Origin of the sequence: Nodularia spumigena CCY9414 (genome assembly GCF_000340565.2) — a bacterium.
GTDB lineage: Bacteria > Cyanobacteriota > Cyanobacteriia > Cyanobacteriales > Nostocaceae > Nodularia > Nodularia spumigena.
This window is the reverse complement of sequence record NZ_CP007203.1, coordinates 657,886-679,811: the sequence shown is the minus strand read 5'-3', so window position 1 is coordinate 679,811 and position 21,926 is coordinate 657,886. Positions and strand designations below refer to the sequence as shown.

The following is a 21,926-nucleotide window of genomic DNA, read 5'->3' as shown; positions in this document are numbered from 1 at the left end:
AGTTTCAGCTTCAATGAAGAGTACCTTGCCACTTACCAATGAGAGCAGCAGCATCCGGATGTGTGAAATGATTTCGGAAAATCTGGTAATAGAATAACTCTTCTTTGCTACTTACAGGAAATTTCTTTTTTTGAGCTTCTTCTAGAGTTTGCTCAGTAATGCAACTATTGGCATGGTCTTCTAAGACTGTGGAAGAGGCGCAACCTTGGGCAAATTCCATTTTGTCCCGCCACACTATTTCTTGTGGTAGTAAGTCGCTAAAAGCCTGACGTAGTAACCATTTTTCAATGCCAAAGGTCTTGTATAATTTGAGTGTGGGATCGATGCTTAGGGATAGTTCGATAAAGTCAGTATCTAAGAATGGGACACGTCCTTCTAAGCCGTGAGCCATTGTCATTCTGTCCAATCTTTGCAGATTCAGGTTGTGTAATCCTTTAATAATTGTGACTGATTCTTTGTGTAATGCGATCGCATCGTCATAATCTGCAAAGTAACTATAGCCAGCAAACAACTCATCGGCACCCTCTCCCGAAAGGATCACCTTGACGTATTTACTCGCTAGTTGAGAGACGATATAACAGGGAATGGCGCTACGAACTAAAGCGGGGTCAAAGGACTCCAGATAATAAATTACATCGGGGAGAACTGCTGACATCTCGGCTTCTGTGTAGACGTATTCGTGATGAATGGTCCCCAAATGTTCCGCAACTAAACGAGCCGCTTTCAGGTCAGGTGAATTGGGTAATCCTACAGAGAAGGAATGCAGATTTGGTATATGTTGCCGCATCAAAGCTGCTATAATGCTGGAGTCTAGCCCGCCACTTAAGAAGACTCCCACTGGTACATCAGACATTAGCCGCTTCTGCACACTTTGAGATAATGTCTGCCGGATTTTTTCCAGAATAGTATCTAAATCTGTGATGAAAGTCTGTGCTTCTGGAAGTTGGTAGTAAGGTTTTATTCCTTGGGTAGAGTGATAATAATGACCACTGGGAAACTCTTTGATTTCATCTGAATGTTCTACCAGGGCTTTGATTTCTGAAGAAAAGTAAATATTTTCTCCAGTAGTACCATAGTAGAGGGGTTTAATGCCAATGCGATCGCGCGCTGCCAAAAATTCTTGGTCGTCACTGATAACAAAACTAAACATCCCATCCAGACTGCTGGTTAGTTTAGAACCTAACTTTTGGTACAATGGCAGCAGAATTTCACTATCAACGTGCGACTGAAAGTCATAATTCTGACTCAGACCTGCTCTTAATTCCCGAAAATTATAAATCTCGCCGTTACAAATGCCGTAAAGTTTTTGCCCAGCAGCGCATAAAGGTTGATGACCACCTTCCACATCCACTATAGATAAACGCTGGTGTCCCAAGACAAAGTTATCCTGTGCAATTACCCCAATATCATCAGGGCCTCGATGAGCCAAAGTTGATAACATTTCTTGGAAATCATCGCTATTTGTTACACTTGCGCCGAAAACGCCAAGAATGCCACACATAATTCGTAGTATTAGACCTTTATAATCTTATAATATAAATCTATAAACTTATTAAGGTTTAATAAATTTATAGATTTATAGATTTCAATACCTTAGCCAAAATAAGAGCCTTGATAATTTTTGGCAAAAACGGCAAAAACAAGCATACATAAGCGTTTCGAGAAAAAGGTTGTTTAGAATCTAAAACCCTTATCCTACCGTCAATACATTAAAAAACCCTTGTGGGAAACCTTCAAGGAATTTTTAGGACTGATTGTTTTTGCCAAGCCTAGCAAGAAACGGGAGTTCATGGTTGAAGCATTATCATCTCACCCTCGTAATTTGGCTAAGGTATTGTTTTGGGGAAGGAATTTAGCAAAGTCTTTTTTAGGAACTCGTCCTTTTTTTTTGGTTTCGGTAAACCAAGAGTCAGGAAGTCTTTCTTCATCAGTTCTAGAGTCCCAAAGTCCTGGTTCATCTAAGGTTAGATAACCTGCTTGAATATCTGCATATTCGGGACTCATATTTAAAGCTGTGGGGAGTTGGGGAAGGACTATTTGTTTGTCGTTATTGTAGTTGACTACGTAATAGTCTTGTCCGCATTCCCGACAAAAGACGAGGGGATAAAGTAATCGGTCTTCTGTGGTGGTATATTGGCCTTCGAGGGTGAGTAAGCGTTTTTCTGGACTTTCGATTGTAGCGTAAACACTACCACCTTGAGAAATAAATTGATGTAGGCGAAATGCTAGTCCTTTGGTTTTACTTCCCCATAAAAACATTTGTTTGAGAACATTTAAACATATTTCGTAGTCGCCCTTGAGCGCATTCTCATTTTCTAGTGCTGAAGTAGAGTTAGGAGCGTAAATATTCGCATCCTGATTTTCTAGTGCTGAAGTAGAGTTAGGAGCGTAAATATTAGCTAATTTTTCTGCACCTGTTTCTAAACTTATGGGTGTACGTCGGACAAGATGACCTTGTTTATCTTCTAAACCAAAGGTCATTTCTATCCAAGAACTCAGGGGATGGTTTTGGAAGTTTTCTAATGTTTGTTCTGATTCTGCGCGTAAACCTTGTTGAATACTTTCTCGCAGTTCTTTTATAGTCGGTTCAGCCCGTTTAATCGAAGGTTCTAAGGTTTCGTCTATGACGTTATCGGGTTTAATTCTTACACCAAATAATTTACTGGCGACATCTGCAACTACTTGACGGCGTTCTGTGCGTGTTCCTTCTGTGGACATGGTAGCACTTGTCCCAATATACAAAAGATTTTGCCCACAGCGTTGGCGGAGTTTACGAATTAAAATGGCTACGTCTGCACCTTGTCTACCGCGATAGGTATGGAGTTCATCTAATACTAAAAATTTTAATTCGGGGGAAGCAACCAGTTTTTCTTCGTGGGTGCGGGAAAGCATTAGTTCCAGCATCACGTAGTTGGTTAATAATATATGGGGTGGGTTATTTTGAATTTCGGTTTTTTTGGTTAAACTTTCTTGTCCGGTATATTTAGCAATGCGAATATGGGTGTTAGGTACGTTATTAAGAAATTTATTTAATTCTTCTTCTTGGGAGTTAATCAGGGCGTTCATGGGATATACTAATATTTCCCTGACTCCGGTAATTTCTGGATGACGGAGGTATCGCGGATTTTTAAGAAGCTTTCTATATAGCGGCGATAGTCGCCGATAATTTGATTACGGAAATTGAATATATCGAGAGAATCAGTAATTGGTAGTTGGTAATGCTCCCTTTGGGAGAGCTTCGCTAACGTAATTACGGAAGATTTGGGGGTGCGTCCTAAGCGCTGGTCGATATATTCACAAAGTTGGATAGCAAAGGTTTCTGTGAGGGTGTCAGCATCAAAGATTTCTGTGATTTCTGCATAATCCCATGTTGGGGGAATATGGGTGAAAATTAGGTTTAGTTGTTCAGGGGTGAGGGAAGCGAGATTTGTACAATCAACTAATGCTAGTTTTTGTCCCATGAGGGAACTAATTGATAAAATGGCTGCTTCTGGTTGTGGGATTAGTTCTTGAAGTTTAACTGGGATTTTCATAAGTTTTAATTGATAGTTTTGTTTTCAGATCCCCTTGTTTTCAGATCCCGGACTTCTTAAAGAAGTCCGGGATCTTGTTGGTGTGCTTTTAAGATTGATTTTTTGTATGATAGCGTAGTGTGACGTAGCCATATCAGGATATCCAGGATTTAGAGGATGTTGTTGGATATTTGATTTTTTTGATTTTTCTTGATAAAATTGAAGATATAATAATAATTGAAGATAACGGAATTTCTGTAAAACCTGTTGAGGAAGTATTTGTTTTAGTTATCGATTTTTTTAGGTATTTATTTACCCATTTATATGCCAATTTTCTAAAGAAAAATTCCATGCTTGTTGAATTTTTTGAAAATCGCTATCACGAGAAACTACAATTAAATTATTTTCTATAGCAGTAGCAGCAATCCATAAATCATTTTCACCAATACCCAAATCAGTAATTTTGGTTTTCCGGCGTTTATTTCTTTCCTTTGGGGCAAATTTATCCATAATTTTGGCTTTCAGTTTTGCATAAATATGGCTGACGCTATCATTTATATCATAAATAGAAATATCTGCTATAAAATCTTCTATAATCCGCAAGTTATCTGCTATTTTTTGAGAATTTTCAGCCATATATAGTAATTCTCCTTCAGTTACTACCGAAATAGCTAAATTAGATTCTCCAGCATTTTTCGCATGATCTATAATCAGAGAATCACCAAAAATTAAAGCACTACAATGGTTAGTATCAAGTAAATACATAAAAATATACTTTTAGATTATTTAATTAATTGATTTTATTAAAATTCCGCTACTCCACGGGAATCATAAACTGCTTGTAAACAATCTTTAAGATCATCACCCTGCCATTTACCAGCATGGCGTAAAATTGATTTACCTGACCCTGGACGTTGAGGAGGTTTTGCTTTTTTAGTTTTGATGTTTTTTACCATTATCAGCAATTCTGCTATTTGTGCTTCTGTCATGGTTTCAATTTCTGCAACTAGCTCTTCTTTAAATGTCATTTTTGTTTCTCCTAGATTTACTAAGCTTTAATATTGTATCATATACAATTTTCTGATATCGTAGCGCCAGCTATGGTGTTTTAGATCGTTTAGATCCCGGACTTCTTTAAGAAGTCCGGGATCTAAGTTGGGATTTTAGTCGTTATCAAGTAGGAGTTTACGAAAGTTATCGCTATGGGGTAATTTTTCATCTATTAAAAATTTTCGATATTCTATTTCATTATCTATTTCCATTTTAATATAGTCCATTGTAGGTAGTTTTCCTGGTCTTAGTCCTGCATATTCTAAATAACTTGAAAATTCCCATTCTTCTATTTTATCAACTATTCCCGCTTTGATGGGGTTTAAATGAATATAACGGACAAGATTAATTAAATATTCTGTTTCGGTGACATGAAGATTTTGAAAACGTCCTTGAAATAATACTCCTGAACGATTAAACCTTTTATTAATTGCTTTTGTATAAGCTACGGAAAGTGATTTCATTGCGTCAGATAGATTTTCATTTTTTAAATATAGTAGAAAATGATAATGATTGGGCATTAAACAATAAGCTAAAATATCTACATGATTGATAAGATGTAGTTTCATTAGTTTTAAGAAATATATATAATTATCCCGTTCAAAAAAAATGTTTTGACGGTTGTTACCACGATTATAAATATGGTAAAAGTTATCAGGTTTTAATGGTGTTTTTCTTTGTGGCATTTTTAGATACCCTTGTGGTGTTTCAGATACCGGACTTCTTTGAGAAGTCCGGTATCTTGGTCTTAGTAAGATTTATTTAAACATTCTATCCCACGCTTCTAGGACTAATCTTTGGGTGCGGTATTCGCCAAATTGTTTGATTTCGTTGTTCTTTAATACGCGGAAGGTTTCGCTGGGGAAGTCTGCACCATAAACTTCTTTGGGGTCTAATATATATCTCAGTTCGTCGCGGGTGAGTTGGTAAAGTTTGGCGTAATATGCGTCTAATTCTGCTCTGATTAAGGCGCGTCTGTTGGGGTTCCATATAAAGGGTTCTCCGTTGTATCCCATGTCTTGCGCGAAGGGTTGCATATCCCAGGCGGTGTATACTAATTCTAATACGCGGGGGGTGATATATTCGATGTCTTCTGGGGTGTATTTTTCTGGGGGAATGACGGGGAGTTGACGAATAAGGCTAAAAGTAAGATGAGTACCTCCTATTTTTTGTTTAGTAAGAAAATCTAAAATTAAACTATTAAAATTTCCTAATAAGCAAGAAATAAGAAAAGTATTTTTATTGCTCAACAAGATTGGTGCTGTATGACCTACTGCAACTTTAGGTAATAAACTAAAAATAGTAGTGCGTTCATTAGTTGAATTAGTAATATCTCTAAAAGCTAACAACCAATTTTTATCCCACTTATCACTTAACTTATTTTCAACTTCTTTTTTATCTACCCAATAACGAGGTTTAACAGTAAAAGATAAATCGCTTTTTTCATCATCTGTTAAATCACGAGTATCACCATTATCTGTATAAGTAGCCCAACGGTGATCAAATTGATGAAACATTTTCGCTTCATATAATGGTAGTTTCTGGGTGTTCAGATCCCGGACTTCTCAAAGAAGTCCGGGATCTTGTTCCTGTGGCCTCAGATCCCGGACTTCTTGAAGAAGTCCGGGATCTTGTTGAGGATCTTGGGTGTGAAATAACCCGCTATCATTACTCATGTCAAACATACGCATAAATGAAATACCCCAAGGGGTAATTCCGGTATTTTCATTTTCTAAAACTGGTACATTTTGATATATTTTTTTAGTTAATTCTGCATCTTGACTACTTCTAAAAATTGGACAAGTGAGAGTATTAGGATTAATTAACGAAATATCTTGAGGTGAAAGATTAAAATGACGTTGTAAATTGTTAGTATCTGCAAAATAACGACAGAAAAATATAAAATCTGTTTGTTGAATTTTGATTTTTTCACCAGTGATAGTTAGAGTACAGAATTTAAAAGCATGATGAACTGACTGGAAAATAAAAGCCTCATTTTCAAAACCTGTAAGACTTGCTAAATTCTGCTTTTTAATTAAATCACCAAAAAACCGTTTACAAGTATCATCCGTTGCTATTCCTGTAGGAACAATTACCCCAACTCTTCCATGAACAGAAATCAAACATCTCGTAGTTTCCGCAAACACAGCATAAGTATTAATATCACCCACCGCAGTTAACGGAAATCTCCCCCCTTCCCGAATAAATTTACTCTGTGCTTCCGCATCATGTTTAGCATCTTCAAAAGCTTGTGCTAAAGCTGGATTTTGCTTTGGTAACTCCTTTATCAACTTTTCCCGCACTGCTTTATTTTGTGCATTTGCAATTTCTAAACTAAAAGAAGCGAAAAACTCCTTTTCTTGTAATTTAATCCTCTCCCAAGGTGGATTTCCTAAAACACAATCAAAACCCTTGGGTAATTCGTAATTATTGGGCTGTGGGTTGAAAACTTCAGGAAATTCTAAAGGCCAGTGAAAGAAGTGTTTTTCCTCAGCTAACTTATTAGCAGCTTCAATCAATCTTTTATTAGTTAAATTACCTGCTAAAACCTGAACTAAAGCCGCAGTAGTTGGTAATAATTGTAAATTCTGTTCCGTCAACGTCATAAAAAACGCCGCAGTCCATAAATTACAAGCAGAAAAATCACGCCACCAACCGGGAATCTTCCGCAATTCCTGATATTTTTCCTGCTTCTTTTTCACATCCAGGGGTGTAGATTCCCCAAAATCTCCCAACTATTCAAATCTACCCCATAAATGCAATTTTGAATTACATCCCGCACAGCTTGACGTAAAGGTTCCGGTGCTGGTTGAGATTCCCCGGTTCTAATTTTCGCTAATTCCTTAGCTATGCGTCTTGCTGCTGCTAATAAAAAATGTCCAGAACCACAAGCAGGATCTATTACTTTTAGACTTAATAACGCTTCTTCTGCGGCTGATATGACCTCTCCCCCAGCCCCTTTCCTAGCAGGAGAGGGGGGTAAGATATTCTCCTCATTTCCTTGTATCTCATGCTCCCCTTTCCCTTCTATATCATGCTCCTCTTTCCCTTGTAATGTCACCCGCAAACCTTGCCAAATATCTTGAAATCCTTCTCGCCGATAGCGGGGGCGTTCTGCAAATTCCCTCAGCCGTTCAATGCTGTAATATTCCTGATAAATTCTGGCTGTTTCGGCATCTTTCCCAGTTAATAATAAGTGGCGCGATTCAGCTACCATTAAAAATAATAGGCGATAAATTAGCCGCAACAATTGACGATAAAAAGACCTCACCCCTAACCCCTCTCCTACAAGGCGAGAGGAACTGTCTTCATTCCCTTGGAGGGCAGGATTTTGGGGGGTTAGGTGTGTTAGTTTTTGGCGTAATTTTTCACTTTCAAGATGTTGAATAAATCCATTACCTAGCTGTTTTAAGGCTTTTTCTACCCCGTCGCGCAGTCTATCCCGTACCCTTCCCCCTTGTTGTAAGCTCTCTTGGTGGTAATATTCCAATAAGCATTTATCCGCATCATCCGCAGTTTTGGGTAAACGAGAACGATGGAAAAGCCGATAAAATAAGCCAAATTCGGCAAAGTTCTCACCGTTGAGAATCTGCTCTAGGTCAAATTCGATATAAGTAAGGCGCGTCATTAGGGAAGAGTCGCGCAATAACCGCCAGCGCAATCCATTGGTGGCGATCGCCCAAAGATGCTCTGTCTTGTTAAGATATTCCTGTACTAACCCGTGTGCTGATAACCGGGGTGTTCCACTGGGAGGACGTTTATCTATATCCAGCCGACAACCCATAATATGGATAGGGGGATAATTCGTAATTGCTAATATTTCTTTCGGTTCAGTTAGGGATACGTCATTGGTATTTGAAGCGTCTGCTGGTAAGAAAGCGCGATGAGATATGGCGTAGGTTTGTCCGTCTACGATTTCAGCTTTGGCGGTATAAACAAGGGTGTATCCAAGAGTCCGTAACAAAGGTACAGCCCAAACTTCACGGGTTACACTGGTAGCAGTATCCTCAGCATTGAGTTTATTTAATTGACGTTGAAAATCTGCCCAATACGCCTTAGCATAACCCCAGGCGATCGCAATTTCATCTTCTAATTTCTCAGTTTTGGCTAGTCCAAAGTCCTCTGCTGCTTGTCCCTTGATACTCCCTGCTAACAGTTCCGCAGTCATATCTGCTGCTAGTAAGTTACCCTCGAACTGCACACCCGCTAAAGTAATACCTGCTACACCCATTTACCGCTTAACTCCACTGAAAATATCAAATTTACCCGTCAATTTTGTTGGTCTTCAAATCCATTTAAAATCGCTTTTTAATCCCTTTTTAATCATTCTTAAATTCATTTAAAATCGCTTTTTAATCATTTTTTAATCGCTTTTAATTACCTGTCAAATCGCTTTCAATTACCTGTCAAATACCTGTTAAATCATTTTCAAATCCATTTTTTATCCCTAGGACTTACGCAAGAACTCTCTGAAACCTTCTTAACTTCTCCCAAAGGGAGAGGCTAGCGCCAACGTGTCCTTCGTGTCCTTCTCCCAAGGGGAGACGCTTCGCGGTAAGCGAAGCTATGCCGAAGGCTTTACGTGGTTCGTTTTTCCATAATTTTGCGTAAGTCCTGATCCCTTCAAAATCCATTCCAAAGACCTTTTAAATACCTCCCAAATCCCTTTCAAATCCCTAACTTTTTTGAAAAGTCAGAGGTCTTGGTTAGCTATTCTTTCTTTTTCCTGGTTGCAAGATATACACACCCAATAAATCCATTGGTAATTGTGGTATTACCTGAATCTTACCCTCCTGCGTAATTGCCCGTACACGCTGATGGGATTGGGATAAGGAGAGCGATCGCTCTAGCGCAAACCGTTCCAAATCTGCTGTCAACTCATCCAGACGATTTAACAACTCTTCCACCTCTTGTTTTTTCATCCCCAAAGAAGCATCATCCACCGGGTTAGCTTGCTCTAACAAAGCTTTCGCCTCTTCCGGTGCTAACCAAATCGGATTGGATGGCGGCCCTGTAAACCCAACTACCGCACATTCTTCCCCTAACAGTTCATGGTTTCGCTTCAACCCCTCCCCACCTGGAGATAGAGCTTGACTACTAACCCTTTGTATCAACAAATGCCGCAACCTTAACAATAATAAAGTTGTACGTTTAGTTACAGTATCAGTAGTTGTAAATCCACACCTAGCCGCTACAGGATCTTGAGTATTCACCAAAGCCTCTTCGATAATGTGACGCGCCAAACCCTCCACCAACAGATGATTCCGCCCTACATATTCCACTCCTTCCGGTGCAGGTGTCGTAAAAGTAATTACACGTTTTTCATTCCCTAATACTGGTTGTAAAAAACTGGGAATTGTCGGTAATAACCATCCTTGTTTTTTCTGAATCAACCCACAAGACAACCGTTCACAAGCATTCTGAACAAACCTAGTACAAGACGGCGTAAATAAACAGACCATTCAAAATCCCTGAAAAGCCCATTTTATAAGCTTTTTGACTTTTGACTTTTGACTTTTGACTTCCGCCTTGCGGTACTAGCCACATCCTCCTCACTACCAAGAATCCGGTCAGATTCCATCAATTCTTGTTCCACTTTGGTATCTAACAGCAAGGTGCGTTCAAAGATTGCCCCCAAGTCTCGAAGCCAAAAACGTCTTAATTCTTCCAGCATTCCCTCCAATCGTCTGGCTCTGCGGTTGAACTGGCTTTGGTCTAACAGTTTTGGAAACAAACTCAAATAATTTGCCCTCACGAACCCTAAAAACTGCTGTTCTCCTGGGTATGGGAAAAAATCCATTGCTACCAACAGTGTTAACATCTCACTATCCGTAAATTTTGGTGATGGCCCTGGCAATAACGGTACGTAACGATAGCCTTTTTGTTGATACCAGTCATCTATTAGCACAAAAATTGTCGTCAATAGGGTCGAACCGTCTACCATATTCATTAGGAGACCTCAAGCTTTGGTGTCGTTACCTTTATCTTGGGGTTTCCCCTTCTTTTTTGCTACCACATCTCACATAAGGCGTTTAATATCATAAATCTTGTGGGGTGGGCATCTTGCCCGCCCTTGTGTACTTTACCCAAATGAAATGTGCTGTAAAATGCAGAACCTCACCCCCAACCCCTCTCCTTCTCCCAAAGGGAGACGCTACGCGAAAGTAAGGAGAGGGGAGACTTTATTAACTAATTCCAAATACAGAACCAACACTGGATTTAAATGAGTCCCTAGCATCCCTTAAAGTTTGAGCCAAAGGATGTTTTGCTTGCAAAAATACCCGCGCACAATTACGTCCCGGCATTCCCGAAATTGACCCACCTGGATGAGTTCCCGCACCAGTTAAAAAGAGATTTCCAATAGGTGTTTTATAATTAGCTAATTCTGGCAAAGGACGGAAAAACACCATTTGATCTAAAGTCATATCAATATGATAGTAATTCCCTTTGTAAGAACCTAACCTTTCACCTAATTCGGCTGGACTTTCCACACGACGAGCGATAGTTGCTGCTTTGACATTTGGGGCATAATTAGCTAACTTATCAATTACTCTATCTGCAACTTGATTCTTCAATTCATCTGTCCAACCAGTACCTTTTAAACCAGTACCTTCAGCACCGGCTATTTGATAAGGTGCAAAAAATTCAATCCATAAAGTATGTTTACCTGGTGGTGCTAATGTGGGGTCAAGGGCGCTAGGCATCACCGCATAGATGGAAGGGTTAGCATCGGGAATCTCTCCTATGGTACATTTACTATGAGCCTGTTCAACGTGAGCCATTGAATCTGCAATTAAAATAGATCCAATGAGATACTCATCTTTGTGGTCATGGTGAGGAAAATGCAGAGGTTCGTCTAAAGCCAAATCTATTTTTAGGATTGTTTCGTTATTATTAATGATGCGGCGTTCTAACCTTTGTCGTAAATCAGGGTCAGCATCATCTACTTCACTGGTATCTATTAGTTGTAAAAATAGACGTTTAGCATCAATATTGGAAATAACCCCATATTTGGCACGATATTCTTCACCACCTGCAACCCTGACACCAACAGCTTTACCGTTATCAATTAATACTTTTTCTACCTGTTGGTCTGTTAAAATTGTCCCACCTTTACTAGTAACTAATTTAACTAATGCTTGGACTAACGCCCCAGTTCCCCCACGAGGTCTAGTCATACCGGGGTTATGACGCATAGCCATCATCATCACACCAATAGCTAGGTTTTTTTGTGAAGGTGGCGCACCGAGTTCTGAAGCTAGTCGAGAAAGTGGGGCTTTTAAGAATTCCTCATCAAACCATTCGTCCAGAATATCTTCAGCACTGTTTAGCATAGTGCGAATAAAATCCAAGCTTTTGGCTGGGGAACCGACTACCGAAAATAAATCTTTGAATTTTTGGACATTGTAGTTCCCAAAAATATCTATAAATGATTTTGGTGGGGCGTTAAACATGGGAACCATTGCACTAATTGCCCTTTGCCAGTAATCTATAAATTCGGCATATTTTTTAGCATCGCGTTCATTGTAACGGGCAATTTCTGCACAAGTTTTTTCCACTGATTTGTGAGCTAAAAAATATTTTCCATCAGGATGGGGACAAAAAACAACTGGGTCACAATCTAAATATTCTAAACCATATTTTTCTAATTCTAACTCTTCCACAACTGGTCCTAAATGAATAAATTCGTGGTCAATTGCACACAAGTTAAATTTAAATCCTGGGGCTTCTTTAGGTAAGCATTCTTCTGTTGTGGCTGCACCCCCGGGAACTGAACGTTTTTCTAGTAGCAGGACGCTATAGCCAGCTTTCAGCAAATAACCTGCACAAACTAGCCCGTTATGTCCTGCGCCAATAATGACAACATCATACTCTTGCATATTTGTAGTTGGGGAATGTAGTAATAACTATTATTATAAATTGTGATTTCCTAAAAATTTTGATACTTCTGAAAATTTAATTAGCATTGACTACACGTAAAACGGCATCAAAATTCAACTTTGTACTGAGAAGTTTAATTCTATAAAATGGCTGGATCTGCTTAGTAAGAAGTTATTTAGCAAGTTTTATCTCAGTTAATATAATTTCAGTTTCTACCAATTTTATGAGTTTTTGTCAAGCTGTTTGAGGTAAACTTAAGAATTAATTAACCACAGATAAACACAGATGTAGATAGGGTGTATGGGCGGGTTAACAGATATGAGCAACAATTAAGGATGTCTCAATGAACCCGCCCTTTATGACTCCAGAGTACACAGATCAATTTGTGTCTCATTCTATTTTAGTTATACTAATTAACGAATTCAATTTGTGATGCTGATATTTGCTTTACATTGGCTTCAATCAAGAGGATTATACTATCTTGTATAACTTGCATATCTATAATCCGAAATGCTATATCTTCCCACTTTAAGAAAGGTAGATTTGCTAGTTCTTTTACTTTCTGCATGAATGCTAAAATTAGTTCTACAGAAATTCCTTCTCCTTCAGTACAAGTGACACTTTCTAATAAGATGGGATGGGAATTAGTCCGGGGGCGAAAAGTCAATTTAGCACCTATTTTACATTTATATCAATTTGTTCAGATGCATCTAGTTTCTCTGATACTCTTCTTTCTGCTTCATGTGATACAAACTGTTCTTCTAAGCGTTGTTTGTCTGTCATCAAGTTTGGCGATCCTAAGTTCTCTATACTGGTTACTTTAAACTTTGGAGACTCAGGAACGTATCTACAGTAAGATATATGTAAATATGAGTATATCAGAAGAGGGGAAAAAGTTTTTTTCTGCCAATGACTCCCATGATAATTTTCTCGTTTTGTGGGTTGAGTAATTAATGCAGAGTTATATAGTTAATTTTAATTTTAGTTTTGTTGAATGAAGATATGAATTTATTCACGCAGAGGCGCTCCAGACGCAAAGAGTAAGAGTTTGAGATGAAACTGCTGGGATGTAGGTATAACCTTTTTTGTTTTTAGAACAGTAATACTACTTAAAAGAATTCGGTGTTTGTTAGACAACTATTTAAAGTCCTTATCCTAACCTGCTGAAAATGCAATAAGTTCTGATTACCTCAAAGATGTAAAATTTTTGTTAAATTCATCAAGCATCTAGAATTTGTCCTCTTTTTATAAGGTTCTCAGCATGACATCAAAAGCATCTTCCGCGCTTCCTAATTTTTGTACAGGAATTCAATATTTTGGTGAGGCGTTCCCAAATTTTGAAAAATATGGTATAATGCCAGCTATAGAGTCTGGCAAGAAGGCGATCGCAGATCCTACAGATCCCGCAGCCGTCTATCAAACTTTACTTGCTGCTGATGCTCTGCGCTACCTGACGCTGCAAGTTACAGCCAGTAAGGCATCTGGACACCCAGGCGGTTTTGCCAGTCAAGCAGAAGCTTATGCAGCCCTGGTGATGCTGGGTCATAAGAATATTATCACCGAAGTGGGACACCACGCCCCTGGATTCTATAGTGCCATGTTTTTGGATCGTTCCTTAGAAGACATGGGCATCTCTACAGTACAGCAATTGCGCGATCGCTTCCGAGAAAAGCACGGACTCTTAGGACACCTTTCCGGTTTTATCCCTGGTATTCTCGCACCGGCTGGACCTCTAGGACAAGGACAACACTTTGCTATGTCCGCCGCCTTGCTGCATCAAGATAAATTATTCCCCTTTACTGTGGGTGATGGTGGATTGGGTGAGCCTTATATTGTCAGTGCGATCGCCCACTTTAACACAGCTTATCCCAGCGTCACCAACTTCTTACCTGTCATGGTGTGGAATGGTTACAGCCAAGAACATCATAGTATGGTTTCCCTGAAAACCAACGCCGAAATGAAAGCCTACTGGCAAGGAAACGGTTTTGCGGAGGTTGTATTAGTCGATGCGAAAGACTTTGACGACCAAAACCAACCAGGGGATTATGTAGATAGTACCGTCTTTTCCTTCGAGCAGCGCCTAGCCTTCACCAAAGCCGTACTTTTAGGAATAGATAAAGCCGCCCATTCTGCCTTAAATGGACAGTTAACGGTATTCATTATTAAACAACTCAAAGGCGCAGGAGTTCACGCCCTGGGTTCCAAATCTCACAACCTTTATCCGAAAGATACCCTAGATGCGCCGCACATTATCAGTGCATTAAAAACCCGTGCTTTATCAGTAGAAGCTTGGGAATTAGTCCGCACAAATGCAGAACGCGCCGGAGGAGGTCCCGCAGCCAAAACAGTAGTCACAGAATTTGAATTACCATTAGCAGATTTAGGACAATTACCCTTAGAAGAATATACAGTAGGTGGAGATCCCAAAGTTGCCACAACCGCAATGGGTAAATTAGTGGGATATGTGGGTAAAAAAGATAGTAACTTCTTAGTCACCAACGCCGACGGAAACGCCGCATCAGGAATTGGTAACATTAATGAGACATTAAAAATCATTCACCCCACTACCGATGACACCTATCATCAAGCACCAAACGGACAAGTTTATGAACCATTGAGTGAAGATGCTTGTGCAGGTTTAGCGGCTGGTTTAGCGTTAATGGGTGCGAGAACATTATGGTGTTCTTATGAATCTTTTGCCATCAACGGTGTACCAATTTGGCAAACAGTCATCCAAGCAATGGCAGAATTGCGCCGTCAAACACCGTCTAGCATAACATTATTTACAGCCGGAGCATTAGAGCAAGGGCGCAACGGTTGGACACACCAACGCCCCGAAATTGAAGCTTACTTTGCGTCACTGATGCGGAATGGAAATGTCTTCCCATTATTTCCCCCTGATGCTAACAGTATCCAAGGCTGTTATGACTGGGCTTTGCAAACCAAGAATAAGGGAATTGTGATTACAGCCAGTAAGTCACCGTTACCAATTCGCACTACTTTAGAACAAACTCGGCAAGGGTTAGAAGATGGTGCAATCTTATTACAAGAAGTGGCAGGAGATAAACAAGTTGTGTTTGCAGTCATTGGCGATATGACATTAATTCCTGTGTTTGAAGCGGCGGCTTTCTTAGAAACAGAAGGTATTGGAGTGAAGATAATTTCTATTATCAATCCTCGCCGTTTGTATCGTCCTAATGATACAGCTTGGGAAACTTGTTCAGAAGCCGATGGCAATTTTATGGATGATGCCAAATTTGCCGAATTGTTTGATGGAAGTGCCTTAATTGGTGTAACTGGTGGTGCTGCGGCGATGCTGGAACCAATTATGTTACGCAGTAATTGCAAGCGTGATACTTTCGCCTGGAAGCGTGGGGAAACTACCGCCAGTGCTGGTGAGTTGATGGCGTTTAATGGCTTGACTGCTGAGGCGTTGACTAAGCGGGCTATTGAATTAGTGCATTAACATAATATTTCCATGTAGGGTGTGTTAGCGACAGCGTAACGCACCTCAACAATAATAATGGTGCGTTACGGATTTCATCCTAACGCACCCTACTAGCTACATCCTAATTGTATGAAATGATCAATATAGATATTAAATTTAAATAATTTCAATATCTCTCACTACATCTAACAATATTTGTAGAAAATCATCAGATTCTGACAATTTACCTATAAATCTTACATCTGAAAGACTTTCTATTTCTATCAATCCTTTTGGTGTTTTAAGCCTGAGCTTGATTTCATGTTCATAGGTATCATACTCATAATCTAAAGGCGTTGTTTTCCAAACTATAAAAACGTTGTCTTTTCCAGGAAATTTATTGTAAACATTACTATAAATAAAAGTTTCAGAAGATTTATAAATTAATATAGAGTCATATCCTGAACCACCCACAGCATGAGGATTTTTGGCGAAACATTCCAGTCCTTTAAAAGTTCCATTATCAACAATACTCACAGAGCCATCTGTTTTTGCTATTACTCTATAATTAGCAGGAATTTTTAAACGAATACCAAACTGTTGTAATTCAATGCTTCTACTAAGTTGAGAAGGATATTCTGCTTCAATACCGCAATTAACAAAATCAGAGATTTCAGCTTTTACAGGAAAATTAATAAACTTAGTGATTAAACAAGATAGAAAAACAGTAGAAAGAATTATTTTTTTTTGGTTATTCTTTTTATTAGACATGGGTTTTTATGTAGGACATGAGAAGATATAAAATTATTTTTGGTTGTAATTGAAAATGAATTGAGAAAAATACTATTTATTCCTTGGGTTCTTTTTCTTCAATATACCAGCGAAAAAGATTTTCTTGGTTTTCAAAATTATTGGATGTAACGACGGATAAAATTTCTCCGTAGGCACTTTCAAACTGAAAATAGCAAAGACCTAAACCAGAACCAGAACAATCTGCTATTTCGTCATAACCTTTGTTAATAAAATATTTTAAAAAACTTCTTCTTTCAGGATTCCTAAAATTATCTTGATTAAATATTGCTTGCCAACCTGCTTCTAATAACATCTCCCTAGCTTTTGAATAAGGCATACCTTGTTTAAGTTTTGGTAACTCTTGCCTTACACAATGTTGTGAATTTGTATCTATTTTGGTTATTTGTGCAATTGCTTTACTAGCAATTCGAGGGATACCACTACATATAATTAAACTGCTGATACTAATTCCACTGACAACTACTAAATTTATTAATTTAATTTTCATTAATTACATTTGCAAGTACAACTCTCTTAATGATTATATAATCCCATGCTTTGCCTATGCAAATTTTATACATAGGAATACTCTATGCTTTCACTTCATTTAATTGTTTTGACTCTATCGATTTCATCTCTCAGGGTGTAATATGTAGGGTGGGTTAGCGATCGCCTAACCCACCAAAGCAATAACCTAAGTGTAAATAGTGGCTGAAGTTGCAAAACAGTCCGTCGAACTATTTTAACTAATTTCAATAGGTGAGATATTTTTCCATTCTTCAGACTCATTTTTTGCACACCAAAGATCAAATTTCTGCTGAAGATTTAACCAAAGTTCCGGCGTAGTTTGAAAAGCATTTGCTAACCGCAAAGCAATATTAGGTGTTACACTTGCACGTTCATTCACAATTTCCGAAACCGTTTTTCGAGACACACCCAAAATATTAGCAAGTTCTGTCACCGTTATATTTAAAGGTTCTAAATATTGACGTTTAATCAAAGCACCAGGATGTCTAGGTTTTCTGTTAGTATTCATGTTCATAATCCTAATGATAATCCTCGTAATTTACGTCGTAAGCATCCCCATCTTCAAAAACAAAAGTTAAACGCCAATTACCAGAAACTGTAACTGAATATTCACCTTTCCTATTCCTTATTAATTGATGAAACTTAGAGCCAGGAAAATTCATATCCTCAGCTACAGATGCAGCATCTAGTCTATCTAATAAATCTAACAGTTTTTCAGCATGATTTGGATTAACCCCACTTCTATTATCATCTTCAAACAGCTTTCTTAACCCCTTATGCTTGAAATTTCTGATCATAATTACAATAACAATTATTATTGTAACCCATAGGGTTACACCTGTCAATCCGCAATATACGCTAAATTTGGTAATTTTGAAAACTTATTGATTAGGATTTACAATATTTTACAAATAATCATCACCGTTATCATGGCAGAAAATGACAAAAACTGCCATAATATAGAAAAGCAGATTCACCAAACTAACCATTATGAAAAGTATGAATATTTCCTTACCTGATACTATGCGAACTTATATAGAAGAACAGGTAGCTCAAGGTGCTTACAGCAGCGTCAGTGAATATTTTCGGGAATTAGTGCGACAAGACCAAAAACAGAAAGCAAATGAACGTCTACAAACCATCCTCTTAGAAGGATTAAACTCTGGAAATGCAACAGAAATGACTGCTCAAGATTGGGAAGATATCCGTCAAACAGTCAGTGAAAGAATTAACAAACGTCAAAGCGCAAATTAGCAGTGATGTATTAAATTTAAAAAAGACCTCCAAAAAAAACGCTATGAAATTTCAAGTAATTTTCACTTATGATTCAGAATATCTAGGTTACGTTGCTGAAGTACCAGAACTTCCTGGTTGTGTCAGTCAAGGTAAAACCTTAGATGAAGCAATTGAAAATATCAAAGATGCAATAAAAGGCTATCTTCACGTATTAGAAAAACATGGTAAACCGTATGTACCTAAAGAGTCTCAATCTTTTGTAGGAGAAGTATTAGTATAAATGGGACGTTTATCCAATATTTCCGGTAAACAAACAGTCAAAATTTTTGAAAAATTTGGCTATGCTGTAGATCATCAAACCGGAAGTCATATCATACTTTGGCACGAATCAAAACCCATTTTATCAGTTCCCAATCATAAAGAACTAGCACCAGGGTTACTCAGAAGTTTAATTAGACAAGCAGAAATTACAGTAGATGAATTTTTAGGAAATAAGTAATACCTTTAGTGGGTAATCGCGTAACCCACCAAAGCTATAACCTAAGCTAAAATGGTGGGTTAGGTTGCAAACAAAAATCTTCACGTTGAACAGATTATTCTCTCTCTGCGCCTAACCCACCCTACATCCTTTGTGTCTTTAGGTTGCAAAGGTCAATCATTATGTTTACCAGATTATCCGGTGCGCCTCAGTTATAATAAAATAATACCGAAAATTTTACTCAATATAGGAGTTAATAATGGTAACAAAAATTGAAGAAATATATAGAGATATTGATACTTTACCAGAAGAAGCTCAAAGCTTACTACTTGATTTTATTCAGTTACTCAAAAAGCGTTACCAACAAACAGAAAATCAACACATAGAAAATGAGAAAACTTTCTCATCTACCCAAAAGCCAAAACCACATCCACTAGACACATTTATAGAAACACATGGTGTTTGGGAAGATGAACGCACAGCAGAAGAAATAGTCAAAGAGATTTATGATAGTCGGACTATTTCTAACTACGATATTAGCTTATGACTTATTTATTAGATACTGACACTTGCATTTACTGGATTAAAAACATTAATTCCGTCAGAAATAAAATTCAACAAATAGGATGGGAGCAAATTTGTATTTGCAACATCACCGTTGCGGAATTATATTTTGGTGCTTATAATTCTCAACGAGTAGTAGAAAATTTAACTCGTGCAGAAAACTTTATTAGAGATGTTGAGGTTATAGCTTTAGATAATCAGGCTGTAAAAAAGTTTGGAGAATTAAAAGCTGAACTTAGAAAAACAGGACAACCAGTAGCAGATTTCGATTTACTAATTGCTAGTGTTTCACTGACGAGAAACTATATTTTAGTAACTAATAACACTCGTCATTATAGCCGAATTTCCGAGCTAAAATTAGAAAACTGGATTTCATCTTAAAAAAGTTACTACTAGACTAAAAATATCAAAATAATATATACTACTGATAGTATGACTTTGGGTAGGATATGGCTAAAATCTCAATTTCATTGCCAGATGAACTACTAAATTACATTGACCAAAAAGTTGAAAACCGTAGTGCATTGATTGAAAATCTCTTGAAACAATGGCAAGAAAAACAACAAGATGAAGCACTAGCGGCCGCTTGCGCCTTGGTTGATGAATTAGAATTAGGTTGGGAAAGTGAATGGCAAAATATAGCGATTACCGAATGGGAAGCATCTGGATAGTAACATTTGATCCCTCTGTAGGTACAGAAATTCAAAAAACTCGTCCAGCACTCATAGTTTCTGGGACTTTGTTTAACAACCAACGCAGCAAAGTCACAGTTTTACCTTTTACTTCCGCCAAACCTAATAATCCTCGTATTTCACCTGCGGTAGTTGAAGTACCTTCATCATCACAAAATGGACTTTCTGTAGAGAGTCTTTTGATATGCGTTGAACCGATGACATTTGACAAAATTCGTTTAACTCAACAATTAGGTGAATTAGAAGCAGAATTATTAGAAAAAACCCAAAATATTCTGCGTCGGTATCTAAGTTTAAATAACAATTAATTGTCTTATGTTACGCAGTAATTGTCAGCGTTCGATTATTTTTGATGCTTGGGTTATGTTACAATTGCGTACATATTTAAGCATACATCTATGGAGGACACAGAGAAAAATGGATTTTTTTAATCAAGAGGTAGAATTAAAATCAGATATAGGAATGGACTATATGTCACTGCACAACTACCTCCAATCTGGAAACTGGGAATACGCGGATAAGGAAACATATAGGGTCATGTTAGCAGTTGCAAAACGGGAAATAAAAGGTGATTTAGATGTTAAGAGTATTGATAGCTTTCCCTGTCGAGACCTCTGCACTATTGACAAGTTGTGGGTAAAATACAGTAACGGTAAGTTTGGTTTTTCTGTACAAAAACGGATTTATCAAGGATTAGGGGGAACTAGAAATTATGATAGAAAAATTTGGTACGCTTGGGCTGATAAGGTAGTCTGGAAAACAGCAAGCAGTTGGTTATACACTAAAAGATTTTACCCAGCTATGAATTTTACTTATGATATGGAAGCACCAGAAGGTCACCTCCCAACACCTAGAGTCTATCAACATTGGGCTTCGACGATTTGGTTTGAGGAGGCGGCAAAAGGTTTAAGCCTATTCTCTCGCGTCGAGACTTGTAAACTGTAACATTTAAAGGTGACAGAAAATTATTAAATCTGAATCAGTGAGTAGGTTGGGTTGACGCAAGGAAACCCAACACCAACCAACTTAATATTTATCAACATAGGAATTAATGATGGTAATAAAAATTGAAGAAATGTATAGAGATATCGATACTTTACCAGAAGAAGCTCAAAGCTTACTACTTGATTTTATTCAGTTACTCAAAAAGCGTTACCCACAAACAGAATTAGAAAATCATACTTCTATTTCTCCTCACCAAACCTTAGAATCTTTATCTGAGCTTGACCCCTGGACACAAAGCCTAATAGGTGTAATTCGCTTAGAATCACAAAATCCAGAAGAAAGTTATGTTAATTACCTAGAGGAGAAATATAGTTGAAACGGGTATTATTTGACAGCGATGTTTTGCTGGATATTTTAGCAGAGCGTCAACCGTTTATTATCGCCTCAGCGCAAGCATTAAATACAGTCATAACAAAACAGGTGCAAGGCTTTGTTTCAGGACACGGTGTTACTAATATTTTCTATATTTTACGTCGCCAAATCGGTAGCGAAGCAGCACGTAAATTAATAGAAACCTTATTGCAACACATTCAAATTGCCAGCGTTACAGATGAAGTAATTCACCAAGCTTTGCATAGTCCAATTAAAGATTTTGAAGATGCGGTGACAAGTGCAGCAGCAATGGCTGCAAGTTTAGAAATAATTGTGACACGAAATACATCCGATTTTGTAGCTTCTTCAGTCCCAGCAGTGTTACCAGAAGAGTTCTTAAAAATGCTTTCTGATTAAGTTAGTATAAATAAAGGTATGACTACACAGGC

At 38.0% G+C, this 21,926-nt stretch carries 27 protein-coding genes and 1 pseudogene; 11 read left to right on the top strand and 17 right to left on the bottom strand.

Annotated elements, in window-relative coordinates:
• Positions 1-10 precede the first annotated feature (10 nt).
• From asnB to NSP_RS03035, 13 genes and pseudogenes are all read right to left on the bottom strand, one after another.
• Positions 11-1,501 carry an asparagine synthase B gene (asnB, locus tag NSP_RS03100; RefSeq protein WP_006194236.1) on the bottom strand — a complete coding sequence of 497 codons (1,491 nt, stop codon included), beginning with the start codon at positions 1,499-1,501 and terminating at the stop codon, positions 11-13.
• Positions 1,502-1,809: 308 nt separating this feature from the next.
• Entirely contained in the window at positions 1,810-3,066 is a 1,257-nt protein-coding gene (locus NSP_RS03095; protein WP_006194237.1) for a DEAD/DEAH box helicase, read from the bottom strand.
• An 8-nt stretch (positions 3,067-3,074) separates the two neighbouring features.
• Positions 3,075-3,533: a hypothetical protein gene (locus NSP_RS03090; protein WP_006194238.1), complete on the bottom strand. Its 459-nt coding sequence runs from the start codon at positions 3,531-3,533 to the stop codon at positions 3,075-3,077.
• A 291-nt stretch (positions 3,534-3,824) separates the two neighbouring features.
• Positions 3,825-4,277 (bottom strand): type II toxin-antitoxin system VapC family toxin, encoded by a 453-nt coding sequence (locus NSP_RS03085; RefSeq protein ID WP_006194239.1) that lies wholly within the window; start codon positions 4,275-4,277, stop codon positions 3,825-3,827.
• A 38-nt stretch (positions 4,278-4,315) separates the two neighbouring features.
• Complete coding sequence (locus NSP_RS03080) at positions 4,316-4,540, bottom strand: hypothetical protein (RefSeq protein WP_006194240.1); 225 nt, start codon at positions 4,538-4,540, stop codon at positions 4,316-4,318.
• Positions 4,541-4,675: 135 nt separating this feature from the next.
• Positions 4,676-5,248, bottom strand: a complete 573-nt coding sequence (locus NSP_RS03075; protein WP_006194241.1) for a transposase — start codon at positions 5,246-5,248, stop codon at positions 4,676-4,678.
• Positions 5,249-5,320: 72 nt separating this feature from the next.
• Positions 5,321-6,079 carry a hypothetical protein gene (locus NSP_RS27350; RefSeq protein ID WP_006194242.1) on the bottom strand — a complete coding sequence of 253 codons (759 nt, stop codon included), beginning with the start codon at positions 6,077-6,079 and terminating at the stop codon, positions 5,321-5,323.
• A 48-nt stretch (positions 6,080-6,127) separates the two neighbouring features.
• Entirely contained in the window at positions 6,128-7,264 is a 1,137-nt protein-coding gene (locus NSP_RS27345) for an Eco57I restriction-modification methylase domain-containing protein (protein ID WP_006194243.1), read from the bottom strand.
• The gene (locus NSP_RS27340; protein ID WP_006194244.1) at positions 7,261-8,793 is read right to left on the bottom strand and encodes a hypothetical protein; all 1,533 of its coding nucleotides are present in this window, start codon (positions 8,791-8,793) and stop codon (positions 7,261-7,263) included. The genes NSP_RS27345 and NSP_RS27340 overlap by 4 nt, the downstream gene beginning before the upstream one ends.
• A gap of 475 nt (positions 8,794-9,268) precedes the next feature.
• On the bottom strand, positions 9,269-10,024 hold the full coding sequence (locus NSP_RS03050) for a hypothetical protein (RefSeq protein ID WP_071839268.1): 756 nt from the start codon (positions 10,022-10,024) through the stop codon (positions 9,269-9,271).
• Positions 10,025-10,158: 134 nt separating this feature from the next.
• Positions 10,159-10,506, bottom strand: a pseudogene (locus NSP_RS03045) (IS982 family transposase); the annotation flags it as partial.
• A gap of 241 nt (positions 10,507-10,747) precedes the next feature.
• Entirely contained in the window at positions 10,748-12,442 is a 1,695-nt protein-coding gene (gene crtO, locus NSP_RS03040) for a beta-carotene ketolase CrtO (RefSeq protein ID WP_006194248.1), read from the bottom strand.
• Between the two features lie 410 nt (positions 12,443-12,852).
• Positions 12,853-13,110, bottom strand: coding sequence for a hypothetical protein (locus NSP_RS03035; RefSeq protein ID WP_006194249.1), 258 nt, complete (start codon positions 13,108-13,110; stop codon positions 12,853-12,855).
• 594 nt (positions 13,111-13,704) lie between these two features.
• Here NSP_RS03035 and NSP_RS03030 point away from each other — a divergent pair.
• Positions 13,705-15,909, top strand: coding sequence for a phosphoketolase family protein (locus NSP_RS03030; RefSeq protein ID WP_017803787.1), 2,205 nt, complete (start codon positions 13,705-13,707; stop codon positions 15,907-15,909).
• Between the two features lie 138 nt (positions 15,910-16,047).
• On the opposite strand, the gene NSP_RS03025 is transcribed toward NSP_RS03030, so the two are convergent.
• From NSP_RS03025 to NSP_RS03010, 4 genes are all read right to left on the bottom strand, one after another.
• On the bottom strand, positions 16,048-16,641 hold the full coding sequence (locus tag NSP_RS03025) for a hypothetical protein (RefSeq protein WP_006194254.1): 594 nt from the start codon (positions 16,639-16,641) through the stop codon (positions 16,048-16,050).
• 76 nt (positions 16,642-16,717) lie between these two features.
• Positions 16,718-17,170 carry a hypothetical protein gene (locus tag NSP_RS03020; protein ID WP_006194255.1) on the bottom strand — a complete coding sequence of 151 codons (453 nt, stop codon included), beginning with the start codon at positions 17,168-17,170 and terminating at the stop codon, positions 16,718-16,720.
• 234 nt (positions 17,171-17,404) lie between these two features.
• Positions 17,405-17,698 (bottom strand): HigA family addiction module antitoxin, encoded by a 294-nt coding sequence (locus NSP_RS03015; RefSeq protein ID WP_006194256.1) that lies wholly within the window; start codon positions 17,696-17,698, stop codon positions 17,405-17,407.
• A 10-nt stretch (positions 17,699-17,708) separates the two neighbouring features.
• Entirely contained in the window at positions 17,709-17,987 is a 279-nt protein-coding gene (locus NSP_RS03010) for a type II toxin-antitoxin system RelE/ParE family toxin (RefSeq protein WP_006194257.1), read from the bottom strand.
• Positions 17,988-18,180: 193 nt separating this feature from the next.
• On the opposite strand from NSP_RS03010, the gene NSP_RS03005 reads away from it, so the two are divergent.
• The 10 genes from NSP_RS03005 (at position 18,181) to NSP_RS02960 (ending at position 21,894) form a co-directional block, all read left to right on the top strand.
• The gene (locus NSP_RS03005; protein ID WP_006194258.1) at positions 18,181-18,444 is read left to right on the top strand and encodes a type II toxin-antitoxin system ParD family antitoxin; all 264 of its coding nucleotides are present in this window, start codon (positions 18,181-18,183) and stop codon (positions 18,442-18,444) included.
• A complete protein-coding gene (locus tag NSP_RS03000; RefSeq protein ID WP_006194259.1) occupies positions 18,410-18,706 on the top strand; it encodes a type II toxin-antitoxin system HicB family antitoxin in 297 nt (98 codons plus the stop codon). Before NSP_RS03005 ends, NSP_RS03000 begins: the two co-directional genes overlap by 35 nt.
• Complete coding sequence (locus tag NSP_RS02995; RefSeq protein ID WP_017803784.1) at positions 18,707-18,925, top strand: type II toxin-antitoxin system HicA family toxin; 219 nt, start codon at positions 18,707-18,709, stop codon at positions 18,923-18,925.
• A gap of 238 nt (positions 18,926-19,163) precedes the next feature.
• Positions 19,164-19,451: a DUF2281 domain-containing protein gene (locus NSP_RS02990; protein ID WP_006199366.1), complete on the top strand. Its 288-nt coding sequence runs from the start codon at positions 19,164-19,166 to the stop codon at positions 19,449-19,451.
• The gene (locus NSP_RS02985; RefSeq protein ID WP_006199367.1) at positions 19,448-19,849 is read left to right on the top strand and encodes a type II toxin-antitoxin system VapC family toxin; all 402 of its coding nucleotides are present in this window, start codon (positions 19,448-19,450) and stop codon (positions 19,847-19,849) included. The genes NSP_RS02990 and NSP_RS02985 overlap by 4 nt, the downstream gene beginning before the upstream one ends.
• A 68-nt stretch (positions 19,850-19,917) precedes the next feature.
• Positions 19,918-20,139 carry a ribbon-helix-helix domain-containing protein gene (locus NSP_RS02980; RefSeq protein WP_017803783.1) on the top strand — a complete coding sequence of 74 codons (222 nt, stop codon included), beginning with the start codon at positions 19,918-19,920 and terminating at the stop codon, positions 20,137-20,139.
• Complete coding sequence (locus NSP_RS02975; RefSeq protein WP_231859526.1) at positions 20,097-20,468, top strand: type II toxin-antitoxin system PemK/MazF family toxin; 372 nt, start codon at positions 20,097-20,099, stop codon at positions 20,466-20,468. Before NSP_RS02980 ends, NSP_RS02975 begins: the two co-directional genes overlap by 43 nt.
• Positions 20,469-20,577: 109 nt before the next feature.
• Positions 20,578-21,105 (top strand): GUN4 domain-containing protein, encoded by a 528-nt coding sequence (locus tag NSP_RS02970; RefSeq protein WP_006197349.1) that lies wholly within the window; start codon positions 20,578-20,580, stop codon positions 21,103-21,105.
• Between the two features lie 109 nt (positions 21,106-21,214).
• Positions 21,215-21,481: a hypothetical protein gene (locus NSP_RS02965; protein WP_006197348.1), complete on the top strand. Its 267-nt coding sequence runs from the start codon at positions 21,215-21,217 to the stop codon at positions 21,479-21,481.
• A complete protein-coding gene (locus NSP_RS02960) occupies positions 21,478-21,894 on the top strand; it encodes a PIN domain-containing protein (RefSeq protein ID WP_006197347.1) in 417 nt (138 codons plus the stop codon). The genes NSP_RS02965 and NSP_RS02960 overlap by 4 nt, the downstream gene beginning before the upstream one ends.
• Positions 21,895-21,926 lie beyond the last annotated feature (32 nt).